The 14,788-nt window shown below is 71.8% G+C and carries 12 protein-coding genes; 4 read left to right on the top strand and 8 right to left on the bottom strand.

Annotated elements, in window-relative coordinates; genetic code table 11:
- Positions 1-46: 46 nt before the first annotated feature.
- The 6 genes from VT52_RS21525 to VT52_RS21500 all read right to left on the bottom strand — a co-directional run bounded on the left by VT52_RS21525 (position 47) and on the right by VT52_RS21500 (position 6,896).
- Positions 47-1,390, bottom strand: coding sequence for an endonuclease domain-containing protein (locus VT52_RS21525; RefSeq protein WP_071387550.1), 1,344 nt, complete (start codon positions 1,388-1,390; stop codon positions 47-49).
- 84 nt (positions 1,391-1,474) lie between these two features.
- The gene (locus tag VT52_RS21520) at positions 1,475-2,644 is read right to left on the bottom strand and encodes a HEAT repeat domain-containing protein (protein WP_143070897.1); all 1,170 of its coding nucleotides are present in this window, start codon (positions 2,642-2,644) and stop codon (positions 1,475-1,477) included.
- 124 nt (positions 2,645-2,768) lie between these two features.
- Entirely contained in the window at positions 2,769-3,269 is a 501-nt protein-coding gene (locus VT52_RS21515) for a hypothetical protein (RefSeq protein WP_071387548.1), read from the bottom strand.
- A gap of 188 nt (positions 3,270-3,457) precedes the next feature.
- Positions 3,458-4,378: a spherulation-specific family 4 protein gene (locus tag VT52_RS21510; RefSeq protein ID WP_079175178.1), complete on the bottom strand. Its 921-nt coding sequence runs from the start codon at positions 4,376-4,378 to the stop codon at positions 3,458-3,460.
- Between the two features lie 1,338 nt (positions 4,379-5,716).
- On the bottom strand, positions 5,717-6,139 hold the full coding sequence (locus VT52_RS21505) for a RidA family protein (RefSeq protein WP_071387546.1): 423 nt from the start codon (positions 6,137-6,139) through the stop codon (positions 5,717-5,719).
- Positions 6,140-6,221: 82 nt separating this feature from the next.
- The gene (locus VT52_RS21500) at positions 6,222-6,896 is read right to left on the bottom strand and encodes an HD domain-containing protein (RefSeq protein WP_071387545.1); all 675 of its coding nucleotides are present in this window, start codon (positions 6,894-6,896) and stop codon (positions 6,222-6,224) included.
- A gap of 71 nt (positions 6,897-6,967) precedes the next feature.
- Between VT52_RS21500 and VT52_RS21495 the strand changes: the two genes are divergently transcribed.
- On the top strand, positions 6,968-7,990 hold the full coding sequence (locus tag VT52_RS21495; RefSeq protein WP_071387544.1) for a GlxA family transcriptional regulator: 1,023 nt from the start codon (positions 6,968-6,970) through the stop codon (positions 7,988-7,990).
- 755 nt (positions 7,991-8,745) lie between these two features.
- On the opposite strand, the gene VT52_RS21490 is transcribed toward VT52_RS21495, so the two are convergent.
- On the bottom strand, positions 8,746-9,366 hold the full coding sequence (locus tag VT52_RS21490) for a TetR/AcrR family transcriptional regulator (protein ID WP_071387543.1): 621 nt from the start codon (positions 9,364-9,366) through the stop codon (positions 8,746-8,748).
- A gap of 103 nt (positions 9,367-9,469) precedes the next feature.
- On the opposite strand from VT52_RS21490, the gene VT52_RS21485 reads away from it, so the two are divergent.
- Positions 9,470-10,462, top strand: a complete 993-nt coding sequence (locus VT52_RS21485) for a substrate-binding domain-containing protein (RefSeq protein WP_071387542.1) — start codon at positions 9,470-9,472, stop codon at positions 10,460-10,462.
- Between the two features lie 128 nt (positions 10,463-10,590).
- On the top strand, positions 10,591-12,135 hold the full coding sequence (locus VT52_RS21480; protein WP_071387541.1) for an SMI1/KNR4 family protein: 1,545 nt from the start codon (positions 10,591-10,593) through the stop codon (positions 12,133-12,135).
- Between the two features lie 549 nt (positions 12,136-12,684).
- Here the strand turns inward: VT52_RS21480 and VT52_RS21475 are convergent.
- Entirely contained in the window at positions 12,685-13,620 is a 936-nt protein-coding gene (locus VT52_RS21475; protein ID WP_071387540.1) for a helix-turn-helix domain-containing protein, read from the bottom strand.
- Positions 13,621-13,748: 128 nt separating this feature from the next.
- Here VT52_RS21475 and VT52_RS21470 point away from each other — a divergent pair, with 128 nt between their 5' ends.
- Positions 13,749-14,786 carry a saccharopine dehydrogenase family protein gene (locus tag VT52_RS21470; protein ID WP_206306579.1) on the top strand — a complete coding sequence of 346 codons (1,038 nt, stop codon included), beginning with the start codon at positions 13,749-13,751 and terminating at the stop codon, positions 14,784-14,786.
- The last annotated feature ends 2 nt before the right edge of the window (positions 14,787-14,788 follow it).

The following is a 14,788-nucleotide window of genomic DNA, read 5'->3' as shown; positions in this document are numbered from 1 at the left end:
GGCGGCGAGGTGACGGCGGGGTGTCAGGTGTCCCGGTGCCGCCCGTTCAGAACAGTTCCAGGTCCGGGCCGCTGGTGTCCGCGATGACGGGTCGGAACCGCGTCGGGAGGCCGTCCAGGCGGTCGGGGCCGGCCGCGGCGGCCACGGCGGGGGCCGTCTCGGCCAGCCAGGCACCGAACCGCTCGGCGGCTTGGCGGTAGGGGACTTGCGCCAGGACACGGTGCTCGCCGGAGGGACAGAAGTCGACGACGACAGTGAGCAGACAGGAACGGGGCGCGTTCTGACTGCCCGTCCAGGACACCCGCAGGACCCCGCAGGGCCTGCGCCCGCGAGGGGCGCGGTGGGTCGGGCGCAGCGATCGGCAGGCTATGTCGGCGGTCCATGCGGCGAGGTGCGGCAGGGGCAGGGTGGTGCGTGCGCGGCAGCCGGGGCAGCGGTGCCAGTGCCGGAGCCAGGCGTCGGTGTCGGTGTGGAAGAGGCGTGTGTAGCGGTTCGCCACGCGGATGTCGTTGCTGTACAGGTGGTCGGGACGTTCGAGTGTGTTGCAGGACTGGCATACGGGGGCGCGGACGTAGCCGTGTTCGTGGCAGTGGTCGAGCACAGTGGCGGGCGCGGTGCGGCAGACGGCGCACGCCCACCCGGCCACCTTGCGGGAGATACCGGGCTTTCTGCTGAGCACCGAGTACAGCTGGCCTTCCAGCTCCTTGCCGTACGGGCGCGGCGCGGCGGTGGGGCCCTCGGGGCTCGTCGGCCGCCGTCCGTCGGTGTCCCGGGCCTGCCGGGGGCGGGAGGGCGGCTCGGGGACGGCCGCCCCTGCCCGGCGGGCCTGCGCGGCTTGCAGCCACTGTGTTTCGGCGTGCTCGGCCGCGTCCAGCAACCTGACCACGGCGCGCGGCAGCCACCAGGTGCGTCGCGTCCCGTCACGGGTCTGCTCCACGAGCAGCTGTCGCCAGTCGATCCCCGCCAGATGGTGCGGCCGGCCGGCTTCCTGTCGTGCCGGCTGCTCGGGGCCGCCCGGCTCCCGCAGTTCCGCCGTGACACGCCGGCGCCAGCGCAGCGGCGTCTCCTCGTCACGCTCCTGCCTCGGCGCCCCGCCAAACGGACCGATGCGGACCAGGTGCCCGCGGTCCATCCCCACCGCGTTGAGTTCCGCGGCCGCCCGGCGCACGTCAGCCTCCGAGACGCTCCACCGGCCGCCGCCCGTCCTCACCGTCGCCACCACACGGCCGCCGAGCAGGACGTACCCCACCCGGGCGTGGGCAGGAGGGCGGGTGAATGCCCCGGATGCCGTCGGCACAGCACTGCCGGCCGTCAGATCGGCCCACAGAGCGTCCGCGGCGGCCAGGGTGATCAGGCCGTCCGTGTGACCGGGTATGACACGCTCTGACATACCCACAGGCTAGCGGCGCCCTCGGTACCGGTGGCAGCCCGGCTTCCTCGGCGTTGTCGTCACGGGAGGTGCGTGAGACGTCCGCTAGGCCGGCGCCCGACGCGTGGCCGGACTCGCGCCGGCCTGGGCACCACCGACGAAGACGCGCAGATCGGAGTGCCTGGTCGGCACCTTCCACCGACGAAAGGCGTCCATCCCACCGGATGGCCGGCCGGCCTCGTCCTGGTCGGCGACGAAGCGCACGACACGCTGCTGAACGTCGCTCAGGTCACCGAAGGACCGCGGCGGTTCGGCGGGGACGTCCGGGAAGACCAGCCTGAACAGTGTCTGCGCCGTGTAGTACCTGTCGTCGAACGCCTCGGCGCCCCTGCAATCGGCGAGGCCGGCCAGCATGGCATCGACCGCCCGGAGCGTCGTGGCTCCGGGTGTTTCGGCCAGGGCCATCGCCGCGAGACCCATGTACGAGCCGCTCAGGAACGACATGGTCTCGGTCTTCTCGGGCGGCCTGGCGACGACCTGCGTGAGCACGTCGCCGACGGCCGGGTCGGCGATGCCGAATCGCGTCAACGCGAAGGCGGAGGCCCAGCGCAGCTCGACGACCGGGCTGTCCAGGTAGCGCCGGATGAAGGGGACGGCAGCCGGTTCGCCGAGCAGGCCGAGGGCGACGACTCCCGTCGCCGCCGCGCCGGGTGAGACTTCATCGGCGACGAAAGCCTTCAGGAGCGGAACCGACGTCGCCGCGGACTCGGGGAACCACGCGAGCAGGTTCGCTGTACTGGAACGCAGTTCAGGGCTGTCCGAGGTCAGCAGGACGGCGAGTGCGGGAAGTGCTTCGCGGACGGCGTCGTACGAACGCACCACCGCTTCGGCGTCGATGAGCACTTGCGCGCAGCTGCCCTCGCGCTGTTTGCGCTGCTCGTCGTCCGCCGCTTCGTCGATCCACCGAGCCGCGTCGTCGGCTTCGCCGCGTACATCCGCCAGGGTGGCGCGGTCTTCGCGGGGGTCATAGCCGTTCGGCAGACAGTTGTTGTCCAGCCCGATCGCGATGGCGGCCAGCAGACCGACGAACCGGTGCCTGTCGGCCAGTCCCGGGTCGAGTGCCATCCGCACAAGGAACGGAACGGTGTGCACCGCAGCCTGCGATCGCGTGCCCTGGTGCACGATACGGTTCGCGAGCTGTGCGATCGGCGGGTACCGGCCCTCCCAGACCCCCGCCCGCATCGCCCGGAGGTGCCCGGGGACGTCGTCGGCCATGCCGTAGGAGTGCTGCAGTTGGGCCCAGGGCACATCGTCCAGGCCGGTGAGAGGGTCGTCGTCCGTCACAGCAGCAGATCCTGGCATACCGGGATTCCGTCCCGCGGTTCGAGTGGTCATGCGATCACCGGAGACCCGGGGCCGAGGAACACAGGCGGGTCAGCTGACATGGGCAGGTGTCATCGGTGGTCGCCGGCCGGCGCCCACCACTTCTGCGCCCTTGAGGCCGTACGGCGTCGTTCCGCATGGTCACCGTCTTGGCGGCGGTCCGGGTGACGAACGAGTAGCCGGGTGAGGTGCCCCAGTCGGAGGTGTTCCATCCGTAGGTGCCGATGTCCCAGGTGAAGCGCTCGCGGCTCTTCCGGGTGAACTCCTCGGTGGCGGCGAAGGCACCGCAGCCGGCGCTGCTGGTACGCGCGGGATCGGGTGTCGTGTTCTTGTCCGGCGGGTGCTCCACGACCAGCGAATAGCAGTCGTGCGAGGGGCCGGGGTCGTACAGCAGTGAGACGGATCCGGTGTCGGCCGACGCGGGCTGCGCCGACGGCCACAGGGCCGGTACGAAGAGGAGGAGTGCGGACAGTGCCGGCAGGACGATCCGGCGAGGTGGGGGTGGTGAGGACCTCATACAGCGCTCCGGTGGTGAGAGGGGCCGCAGCGGGTGGCGGCGGGCCGGCATCGGGGCCGGGCCGCGTCCGTCCGGCGGCGGGCTTCGGGTACCTCGTGGGTCCCCGGTTGCTCGTGTGCGCCCCCTCCCCCGCCGTCGGTGTGGCGCCTCCCGCCGGCCGAGGGGGCGGCTGCCGCGACCGCCCGCGGTCAGCCGACGGTGTTCACCTCGGCGGACCAGTACGACGGGAGGGTGTCCCACGGGTTGCCCCACGCGTGGCCCGGGGGGTGGGAGTTGTCGTCGTCGGTGACGTAGACGTAGCCCGCGTCGCGTTGCTTCGAGAGGGCGATGGCGTTCTTCATCTGCGACCGGCTTCCCGTGGTGTGGATCAGGTGCCAGATCTTGGACGGGTCGGCCGACGCCTCCCAGGACTCACGGCCGTCGCCGTAGTCGTTCACGTAGTCGTCGTAGGTGCCCTCGAACGTGACCAGTGTGTCGGCGGCCTGCGTGTAGCACTCCTTGGGTGAGGCACCCGGGTTGATGACGACCTCGGCGTCGGCGTTCTTCCCCTTCACATAGGACTGGAGCCTCTTGTACGCGTCGACGAAGGCGTTGGCGACGGCCTGGGTGCCGCACGCGGTCGGGCCGTCGTCGAAGAAGATCCCGTCCAGGCCGGAAGCGCCGTAGTAGCCGTACCACTTGTCGACGTTTCGCTCCGCGCCCTCGACCCAGTCGTCGATGGACGTGCCGCCGTCGGGCGCGGTCCAGCCCTTGGTACCGAGGTATCCGGAGTCGACGTATCCGATCACCTTCGTCCCGGCGTTGTGGGCCGTCCTGATGGCGTCGGCGTAGCCGCCGTCCTTGCTGTCGCCGGGTCCGGACTGCGGGTTGGCGACGGCCAGGCCCGCGCCGGGGGCCGGACTCGACAGCCGTGCCCACAGATCGCCGTCACCGGGGTCGAAGTACGCGGGTACGGCCACCGTCTGCTTGATGCCGGCGACGGCGGACGCGTCGCCCACCGGGACGCAGACCAGGGCGCCGGCGGCCAGGCCCGCGCTCACGGCCGCCGCGCACAGGCGGGTCCTCCTTCCGGCGCCCGGTCCATGGTCCAGGTGACTCCTGCTTCTCATCGCGGTATGCCTCCATCTGCCTTCCTCCGGCGGACTGCCGAGACACTCGGCCTTCACGAGGAGAGGGAATGTTCACCGGGCGAGGGATTTCCCTCGACCGCATCGGGGCGGAGCCGACGCCCGGATCGAGCGGAACCGAATGCGGCCGACCTCGATCGCCCCGAGGGCAGCACGCGCGGGGCGGCCTTCCGGGGCATCGGACGTCGGTGTGCCGAGGAAGGGCGCCGCACACATCGATTTCGGATCCGTGAGCGATGAGGCGGCCTGCGGTACGCGTGAAAGTGTGGGGGGAAAGGGGATTGACTGTTGCGGCCGGCTCCGCGGTGTGTTTTTAGTGCCCGGGGTCGTTTCACGTCAAGACGCTGAATTTGCAGGTGCCTCAAGGGTTCAAAGCCCCGGAACCTTCTTCATCGGCTCCGGGGCGAAAGCCCCGCGGGCGCCCGCGGGGCGCCCCGCGGGCGTGCCGTGGCAGAGCGAGCAGCGGCGATTCACCGGCAATGCCCCCGGACGGCCGCGCGATGGCGCGGTCCGGATCTTCGTCCCACCGCGGCGGTCCGGGAGGGCCGGAAGGGGCCGGAGATGATGACGGCGGGCCGGAAACGCTCACCGTTCGTGCACGGTTGGCCCGAACACATTCCCGAGGGATTACCCCGAGGACTTACACCGAGGGCTTACCCGAGGTTCTTTTCGTTCCGCGCGATTCCGGGGAGGGCGGTGCGCAGCGCGCGACCACGCCCGCGTCCGTCTGTCCCGGGGCGCCGCCCGTAACGCCCGTACCGCGGATCTTCACCGTCGCCGGTGGCATAGGCCGCCGTTCGCGTCCCGCGGGCGGCGCCATGCGACGTGGACCGGGCCTGCGGGCGGTCCGACGGGGGGCCTCGGCGGTCGGCGTCACGGCATACCCGACGGGGACAGTCACCTGGTCGCCGTCGGACTGGACGGAAACATGTACCACGCCGTCCGGAGCCCGGACGGCGACCGGACGGCCTTCCGGGCGGCCGGCGGTCTCCGGCCGGGACCTTCACGGGGGACCAGGTCGGCATCGCCGGTCTGCCGGCGGGTCGAGCCGGCTCCTGCTCACCAGCAGCCGAGCGGTGCCGGGGCGACATGTCCCCGGCGCCTGCCCCGCACCTCCCGGAACCCTGCACGCCGCCGGCCGCGTCCAGTGGGCCCTGACGGCAGGGATTCCCCGAAGTCACAGCGAGCACCGCGGAGTTCTCCGCCCGCGCCGCGGGAGACCGGCCGCCGGGTCACCCGGCTCAGGCCCGCACGGTTCCCGGTCCCGGCCGTCCGCCGTGCCGGGCTCCCGGGCTCGAAGGCGAGCCCGGGAGCGGTGTCCTACCGGTGTGTGTCGGGGTAGGCGGCGGTCGCGCGGATCTCGACGAGGAGTCCCGGGCTGGCGAGGCCGCTGACCCCGATGATCGTCCAGGTCGGGTAAGGCGCTTCGACGAGCCGCCGCTTGGCCTCGATGAAGCCGGGCAGGTGGCGGCGGATGTCGACGTGGTAGCTGGTCACGTCCACGAGGGCGGACATGTCGAGATCCTCCAGCCGGAGGATCTCCTCGATCTTCCGGAGGGCGGTCTCGGTCTGTTCCTCGATGGTGTCCGGGATGGTTCCGTCGGCGCGGCGGCCGATCGTTCCGGCGATGAACAGGAGACCGTGCGCGCGGACCGCGGCGGAATAGCCGAAGCCCGCGAAGGCGCTGGTGGTCTCGCCGAAGACCGGGTTGTTCTCGGGAACCTCGATGGTGCGGACGGTCATTGCGGTGCGTCCTTCTCTCTGTCGATGGATCGTGGGGCCGGTAGGGCCGGTGGGGCCCGTAGGGTCGGTGGAGTCGGTGGGGTCAGCTGTCCCAGCGGGACGAACGGCAGGCGTGCTCCAGCCGGGTCCGGCCGAAGGTCTCGCGTTCACGGAGGAATTCGCCGGGGATCGTGTAGCGGGGCGCGTTGTTGGGGTCCTTCGCGGCCTGCGCGACGATCGCGTCGGTGAGGGATCGGACCATGTCCAGCCGTGGATGGGCGGCGTGCACGGCGGCGGCCTGCTCGTCGGTGACGAGGTCGAGACGGCCGGCGCCCACCGGGCCTCCGAAGTCGAGAGCCACGCCCTCGCGCACGAGCGCGCACAGCGTGCCGCGGCGCTCCGCGATGCCCGGGGAGGTGTGCAGGGCGATGGCCTGCCAGACCTGGTCGGCGTCGGCCTCGGACACCGCGTGGTCGATCAGGAACGAGGCGGCCCGGTCGGCGCCTTCCACTTCGAACCGCTGGTTGTGCGGGCCGTCCGGCGCCACGCCGATGTCGTGCATGGCGCACGCGGCGAACAGCAGGTCGTCGTCGTAGTCGCGGCCGGCGGCCAGGCCGAGACGGCCGGCGAGCAGCCGGGCGAACAGGTAGCTGCGGATGCTGTGGTGGAAGACGGACGGCGTCTCCACCGATCGGATGAGGCCGATGACGGCATCGGCGAGTGGCGTGCCGGGCAGCGCGATCGGGTCGGCGGTCGCCTCGTGAGTAGGTCCGGTCATGCCTTCAGCCTGGCCGCGACGGCCACGACCCGGCGAGTGGCAAAATTTCCTCGCTTCGATAGATTCTTGCCATGACAGTGCATCACGTCGCGGTTCTGGCGCTGGACGGGGTCACCCCGCTGGACCTGGCGATCCCGACGCAGATCTTCACCGCCCGGCCGGAAACCACCTACGAGATGACCCTGTGCGCGCTGGATGCGAAGGTGCGGACCACCGCGGGTTTCGCCCTCGTCGCCGACGGGGGCCTGGAACAGCTGCGCACCGCCGACACCGTGGTCGTACCGGGGTTCGAACCGATCGATCCGATCACCACGTTGCCCGACGCCGTGCTCGACGCGCTGGCCGAGGCCCGCGACCGGGGCAGGCGCGTGGTGTCGATCTGCACGGGCGCCTTCGCGCTGGCCGCGGCGGGCGTACTGGACGGGCTGCACGCCACCACCCACTGGAGGCACATCGACGACTTCGAGCGGGCTTTCCCGGCCGTCACGGTCGACCGTGACGTGCTCTACGTCGACGAGGGCGACGTGCTCACCTCGGCCGGCGTGTGCTGCGGCATCGATCTGTGCCTGCACATCGTCCGCCGTGACCTCGGCGCGGAGGTGGCCAACCAGATCGCCCGCGGTCTGGTCGCCGCCCCGCACCGGGACGGTGGGCAGGCCCAGTACGTGCCGGCCCCCGTCGCGGTGGCCGGCGAGGCGTCGCTCTCCGGTACCCGCTGCTGGGCCCTGCACCGGCTCGGCGAGCCGCTCACGCTGCGCGTACTCGCCCGGCACGCGGGCCTCTCGCAGCGCACCTTCATGCGCCGGTTCACCGAGGAGACGGGCACCACCCCGTTGCAGTGGCTGCTCGCCGCCCGGCTCGGCAGGGCGCGGGAACTGCTGGAATCCACGGACCGGTCGGTGGACCAGGTGGCGCGGGACTGCGGGCTGGGCACGGCGGCCAATCTGCGCCTGCACTTCCGGCGCGCGCTGGACACCACCCCCACCGCCTACCGCCGCGCCTTCACGCGCCTGGCCTCGCGCGGCCCGGCCGCTTCGCCGGCGGTCCCCCGGGAGCACACCCGCGCCGGTGACACCGCTGCCGCCGCCCCCTGAACGGGCCGCCGGCACGTCCGTGGGAGCGGAGTTCACGGACAGGATGGTCCGGGCACCCTGGTCCTCGGGCGCGAAAGCCCTGCCGACGCCGCTGTTCAGCGCCGCGGCCTCGGTGGCGCGGGTGGCACCGGCACGCACGCGCGTCGACGTCATCCGGCCGGGCCGCGTACGGGGTCGTCCGTCGGCGGACCGGCCGGGGCGGCGGGTCCGCGGCCCGCGCTCCCTCCTCCGACTCCCGGACCGGGCTGGTCACTTACCCCGAAGCCGTCGTTCCCGGCGGCCTGTCGGCCTCGGCGTAGTGGCGAGACCGACCTCGGCTGCCGACCGAAGCGGCATGGCGGCTCGACATCACACGCCATCAGCTTCCGCCGCGTGAGATGGTCGCCGTCACGACCGAGAAGGGACGCCTGATCCTGGGCGAACCCCGGGCTCCTGCATTTCGTCAAGCAGGTCGTACAGGCGGCTGGTCTGCGTGCGCCGTTCGACACCGCCGCGCGACAAGCATGGTTCACCGCGTGCGGCCGGTTCGCGGTGTCGATGTCGACCCGTACGCGACTTGGTCGGCGCGTGTTCGGGAGTGGCCGTACCGCCCTTGCCGGCTCCCGGCTCCCGGCTCCCGGCTCAGCATCCACACCTTGGACCCGACTTCGCCGCGGCGACCGCCCAGCCGTCCGAGCCCTGGCCCTGAGCCGGCACCTGGCCGAGAACGCCGTCCACCCGCACGGCGCGGAGCGGCACCCACCACCGCTCCGCGATCAGGAGTGGTGGAGCAGGGCGGTGATGTCGGCGTTGCACTGCGCCGTGTCGGTCAGGCCGAAAGCGACCCGCTGGAGCAGGAATCCGTGCAGCAGGCCCATCACCACGCGCGCACCGTGATCCGGGTGGACGGACGGCGGGACGGCGCCTGCTGCCTGGCCACGCTCGATCGCCTCGGCGATGCTGCGGCGCACCCCGTCGAAGCCCTCGACGGCAGCGGAGCGCACTGTCTCGTTGCGCAGCATCTCCGACCAGGTCTGCACGGCGCAGCGGAGCAGTTCGTCGACGGGCACGTCGTTTCCGGCGGCGTCGATGACGGTGTCGGCGGTGAGCGCGTCGAGCGCGGTGGCCGTCAGTTCGGCGACGGAAGGGGCGTCGGCCTCGGAAGCCAGCCGCTGCACCGGAGCGAAGATCAGACGGAAGGCGTCTCCTGCGATGGCGAGGATGATCTCGTCCTTGCCCGCGAAGTATCGGTACGCGGCGCCTTGTGACAGGCCGGCCTCGGCCGCGATGTCGGGCATCGAGGTCTGGTGGAAGCCGTCGCGTGAGAAGCAGCGGCGCGCGGCCGCCACGATCTGCGCGCGCTTGGCCTCGCGACGCTCGGGTGTGAGGCGCGGCATGACCGGCCCTCCTTCGAAGTGAATGAGCTTTTACCTTGACGGGCCCGGCCGTCGACTCTAGCGTAAAAGTGAAAGGTCATTCACGGAAGTGAGGAATGGCGTCATGCCTACGCGCCTGCGGATCGCCACCTACGCCTACGAGCACACCGAGGCACTGCTCGACGGGCGCGTCCCCGTCGACGGAGTGGACGCCGACTTCGAGACGGCCTCACTGGTCTCCGACATCTTCCGGCGCACCGTCGAGGGGCACTACGACGTCGCCGAGTACGGCCTGACCTACTTCCTGCGCACCTTCGACCTCCACGACTCGCCGTTCCTCGCCCTACCGGTCTTCCCGAACCGCAACTTCCGGCACTCGTCCGTCTTCGTCAACACCGCCTCGGGAATCGAGAGGCCACAGGACCTCGCGGGCAGGACCATCGGCGAGTTCGCCCTGTTCGGCCACGATCCCGGCGTATGGATCAAGGGCATCTTCTCCGACGAGTACGGCCTCACTCCCGATCAGTCCCGCTGGGTCATCGGCGGCACCGACCGCCCGATCTCCGCGTTCGACTGGGTTCCGCAGCCCGTACCGGAAGGAGTGGACGTGCGGCACGCGGCCGACGGCGAGACCCTGGGCGCGATGCTCGAATCGGGCGAGATCGACGCGCTCATCTCGGTCGACGTCCCTCAAGCCCTGCTGAGCGGCTCCACGAGGATCGCCCGGCTGTTCCCCGACTACGAGTGCGTGGAACGCGACTACTACCGGCGCACCCGGATCTTCCCCGCCATGCACATCGTCGCGGTCCCCCGCGAACTGGCCACGCAGACCGACCTGATGACCTCGCTCTACCGCGCGTTCTGCGAGGCCAAGGACATCGCCCAGCAGAAGTACCGCGACGGTGCGCTCAAACAGCACATGGGCCTGGTCACCCCCTGGTTCAGCCGCCACTTCGAGCAGAACAGGTCCCTGCTCGGCGCGGACTGGTGGCCCTACGGTCTCGGTGCCAACCGCAAGGTCCTCGACACGTTCCTGCGCTACCACCATGAACAGGGGCTGTCCAAGCGCCTGTTGACCAGCGAGGACGTCATCGTCCCGGCGCTCATGGACACCTGAGGGCCCCGCGGCCGGCCGCGCCCGCGGTCGCGTCGGCCTCGACTGTGGCTCGTCGGCGCCGGCTGTCGGCCGCTCTGTCACAGGCTGCTGACATGATCGTCCGAACAGTGCGGACGAGAGGGCAGGGCATGGACCCGACAGTGGAACAGGCGGCGCGGCAGATCACGGCGGAGGTCGTCGCCAAGGCGCCGGAGGGCTGGACGGAGTGTGTGCTGCGGGGGCGCGGGAGCCGGTCGGGCGTCGGCATGTTCGGCGGCGGGTACGTGGTGCCGAGCCGTCCGGGCTCGTACTTCGAGATGCCGTTCCCGAGCCAGTGCCTCGGCTCACTGGCGTCCTGGTTCCGTGACGCCCACGACTGGGAAGCCATCGTCCTGGAGTTGACCTGCCGACCGTCGGGCGCCTTCGAGCTGGTGGTGTTCCGGGACGCGCTGCAGCCCGGGAGCGGCCCCGAGGACGGCTGGACCCTGACCGTCGACCCCGGCTTCCGACCGTCCGAACCGGGCGCGGCCGACGGCGTGGAACCGTCCGGGCTGCGCCAGGCCGGGGACCCGGCGGAGGCGGTCGAGCGGTTGCGGGCCGTACTCCGGCAGCACGCCGAACGCCACGGCGCGGAACCGGAGATGCCGGCGCCCGTCACCGAGGCTCAGCTCGCCGCCGCCGAGCGCCACCTCGGCCGGCCGCTGCCCGCGGACCTGCGGGCTCTCTACCTGGAGGCGGACGGGGACGGCGACAGCGAGGCGCTGGACGGGTACTGCTGGATGCCGCTCGACGGGGCCCTGGCCGAGCGCGACGACTACATCGGAGTGCCGACCTGGTACGGCTGGGAGCTCGGCTGGAACAACGTGATCTTCGACGCCGACCCGCCGAACACGGTACGCCGCTGCTCGGGGCATCCGGGCTGGCTGCCGTTCGCCACCTGGTTCGACGGCAACTTCCTCGCCGTGGACCTCGCGCCTGCCGCGGACGGCCGCCCCGGCCAGGTGATCGAGGTCGGCCGCGACTTCGACGACGGCCCGCGCCATGTCGCTTCCTCCGTCACCGCCTGGCTCGGCCAGGTCCTGGGCCGGCCCGATCCGCACGCCCCGCAGCAGTCCGGGGACGACCCGCGCCAGTTGATCGTCTCAGCCCTGGACGAGCGGCTTGCACCGGGCGTCCAGGCGATCCATCTCAACGACGCCGGGTCGCCCGTCGACCTCGGCCCGCTCTCCGCCACCCCGCACCTGCGCCGACTGCACCTCAACCGCTGCGCCACCGCCGACCTGTCCCCCGTGGCGGCACTCCCCGTCGAGGACCTGGCCGTCGGCCTCGCCGCCGAGGCCGACCTCACCCCGCTCACCGGCCACCCCCACCTCGCCTCACTCGCCGTCGGCTCCGAGACCCCGATCGACCTGGCCCCGCTGCGCACCCTCCCCGCGCTGCGCTCCCTCGACCTGTCCGGTTGTCCCACGCCGGACCTGGCGTTGCTGGCCGATCTCCCCGGCCTGCGCTACCTAGCACTCTCCGGCACCCAGTGGACAGCCCTGATCGCCACCGGCCGCCTTCCCGCCCACCTTGCCGCCGCTCGCCTGGCCGGAGCCCCGCCCCTCACCGCGGCCCTCGACCTGCTCGCCGCCCTCGGCGTCGACACCGCCACCGCCTACCGCCTCTCCGGAACCGTCGACGACGCCTCCTAGTGCCGCCCGGGGCCGACCGTGGGCGCGGCCGGTTGCCGGGCGGGCCGACCAGTGTCCGGTGTACGGCCCGCGCAGGCCTTCTGAGAACCGGCTCGGGCCACGGAGTACGCCTTCTCGCCCAGCGTGAAGCGCGCCTCGGCCGGGTCCTTCGACGCAGGGACCGCGCCAGATCAGGAGGTGTTCTGGAACGCCGGCACACCACTGTCGGACCAGTAGATCCGGACGGTCCACCAAGCCCGGACCGCTCAGGCCGCGACCGGCGTGCGACCGGGGCCCCGCAAGAAGCAGATTCCCCGACCCGCTCCGGCTCCGGCTCCGGCTCCGGCCGATTCTGATGACGGTGGCCAGTTGGAATTCCCCATTGGCGGCCGGCAAGTGGGGAGCTGACCGGCCGTCGACGGCTACTGAGTGTGAAGCGCCGGAGGTGCAGGACTCTGGGTCGTGGGCTGTCCGGCCCGATGGCCGAGGTTCGTCGCTGGTTCTGATGGGACCAGTTCGTCGGCTTTCTCGGGGCTCTGGTGGTGACGTCGCTGGTTGGCAGGACCGTGGTCAGGGGCGGAAGGTGCGGCGGTAGGTGTCGGGCGGTACTCCGACGCTGCGGTGGAAGTGGCGGCGCAGGGTGGCGGCGGTGCCCATGCCGGTGGCTGCGGCGATGGTGTCGACGGTGGCGTTGGTGGTTTCCAGGAGTTCCTGGGCGTGGCGGATGCGTTGGGTGTGGAGCCAGTGCAGTGGTGTGGTGCCGGTGAGGTGTTTGAAGTGGCGGGCGAGGTGGCGTGAGCTCATGCGGGCCTGGCGGGCCAGGTCTTCCACGGTGAGGGGTTGGTCGAGGTGTTCCAGGGCCCAGGGGAACAGGTCGCGCAGGGGATGGTTGCCGGGTTCGGGCAGGGGGGTGGCGATGAACTGGGCCTGGCCGCCGTCGCGGTGGGGCGGGATGACCAGACGCCGCGCGATCTTGTTGGCGTTGGTTGCGCCGTGGTCGAGGCGGACCAGGTGCAGGCACAGGTCCATGGCGGCGGCCTTGCCCGCGGAGGTGAGGACGTCGCCGTTGTCGACGTAGAGGACGTCCGGGTCGACGGTGGCCGCCGGGTGGCGCCGGGCCAGTTCCCGGGTGTGCGCCCAGTGGGTGGTCGCGCGTCTGCCGTCGAGCAGACCCGCCTTGCCCAGGACGAAGGCGCCCGTGCACAGCGAGGCCACACGGGCCCCGGCCGCGTGGGCGGCGCGCAGCGCGTCGACGAGGTCGGCGGGTGGTTCGCGGTCGGTGTCGGCCCAGCCAGGGACGATCACCGTGTCGGCCCGGGCGAGATGGTCGAGGCCGTGGTCGGGCTCCAGGCGGAAGCGGTCGACGTGCACCGGGCCGGTCCCGCACAGGGAGAAGTCGTACCAGGGGTCGACGACGTGGGTCAGGTCGGACCCGAAGACCTCGAAGGCCACGGCGAGTTCGTAGTGGAGCATGCCGTCGGTGACGGCCAGCGCAACAGCAGGCATGTCCGAAACTGTACGCACCATGTCGTTTCCGACGCTCGTACGGGGTGCCGTCGAGGGGACAGGATGCGAGTGTCAGGCCGCGGCGGATCAACAGCGCAGCGGGCGTTCGCAGGTACGGGAGCAGTCTTATGGGGTCAGGTCAGTTGGTGGCGGTGTTCGGCGCTTACGGTCACACCGGGCGGTTCGTGCTCGCGGAGCTGGCGGCACGGGGGTTCGTCCCGGTGCCCTCCGGACGCAACGCACAGGCGCTCAGGGAACTGGCCGACGAACACGGCCTGGAGGCCCGTGTGGCATCGGTCGAGGATCCGGCCTCGCTGGACGGGGCCCTGTCGGGCACGGTGGCGGTCATCAACTGCGCGGGCCCCTTCGCGACGACCACCGGCCCGGTGATCGAGGCCGCGCTCCGCGCGAAAATCCCGTACCTGGACGTGGCCGCCGAGCTGGAGGCCAACCTCGACACCTTCGCCCACTACCGGGAACGGGCCCGGGAAGCGGGCGCGGTGATCGTCCCGGCCATGGCCTTCTTCGGCGGTCTCGGCGACCTGCTGGCCACCGCGGCGATGGGCGACTGGACAACGGCCGACGAGGCCCACATCGCCTACGCGCTCAGCAGCTGGCACCCCACCACCGGCACCCGCCTGTCCGGGGCCGTCTCCCGCGAGCGCCGCGGCGACGTGCGCCTGCGCTACCGCGGCGGGCAGTGGGAACAGCGCACCGACGCCGCGCCCACCCTCAGGTGGACCTTCCCGGAACCGACGGGAGTCCGGGAGGTGATCGGGGAGTTCACGATGGCGGACGTCGTCACCGTCCCCCAGCACCTGTCCATCCCCGACGTGACCACCTACATGACCACCGAGGCGGTCCGCGACGTCGCCGCCGCCCACACACCGGCCCCGACCGCCGCCGACGCCGGCGGCCGCTCGGACCAGACATTCCTCGTCGACGCCGTCGTCCGCTCCGGCGGTACCGAGCGCCGGGCCACGGCCGGCGGCCAGGACATCTACGCCGTCACCGCACCGCTCGTCGTCGAGGCACTCGAACGCGTCCTGACCGGCCGCGCCAAGACCATCGGCGTCGCCTCCGCCGGCGAGATCTTCGACGCCCCGGACTTCCTGCACGCACTCGCCCCGCACATCACGCTCGACCTCCACCTGCCCAACGCCTGACT

Source organism: Streptomyces malaysiense (assembly GCF_000980885.2).
Taxonomy (GTDB): Bacteria; Actinomycetota; Actinomycetes; order Streptomycetales; family Streptomycetaceae; genus Streptomyces; species Streptomyces malaysiense.
The sequence above is the reverse complement of the archived record's forward strand: the minus strand, read 5'-3'. Positions and strand labels throughout refer to the sequence as shown.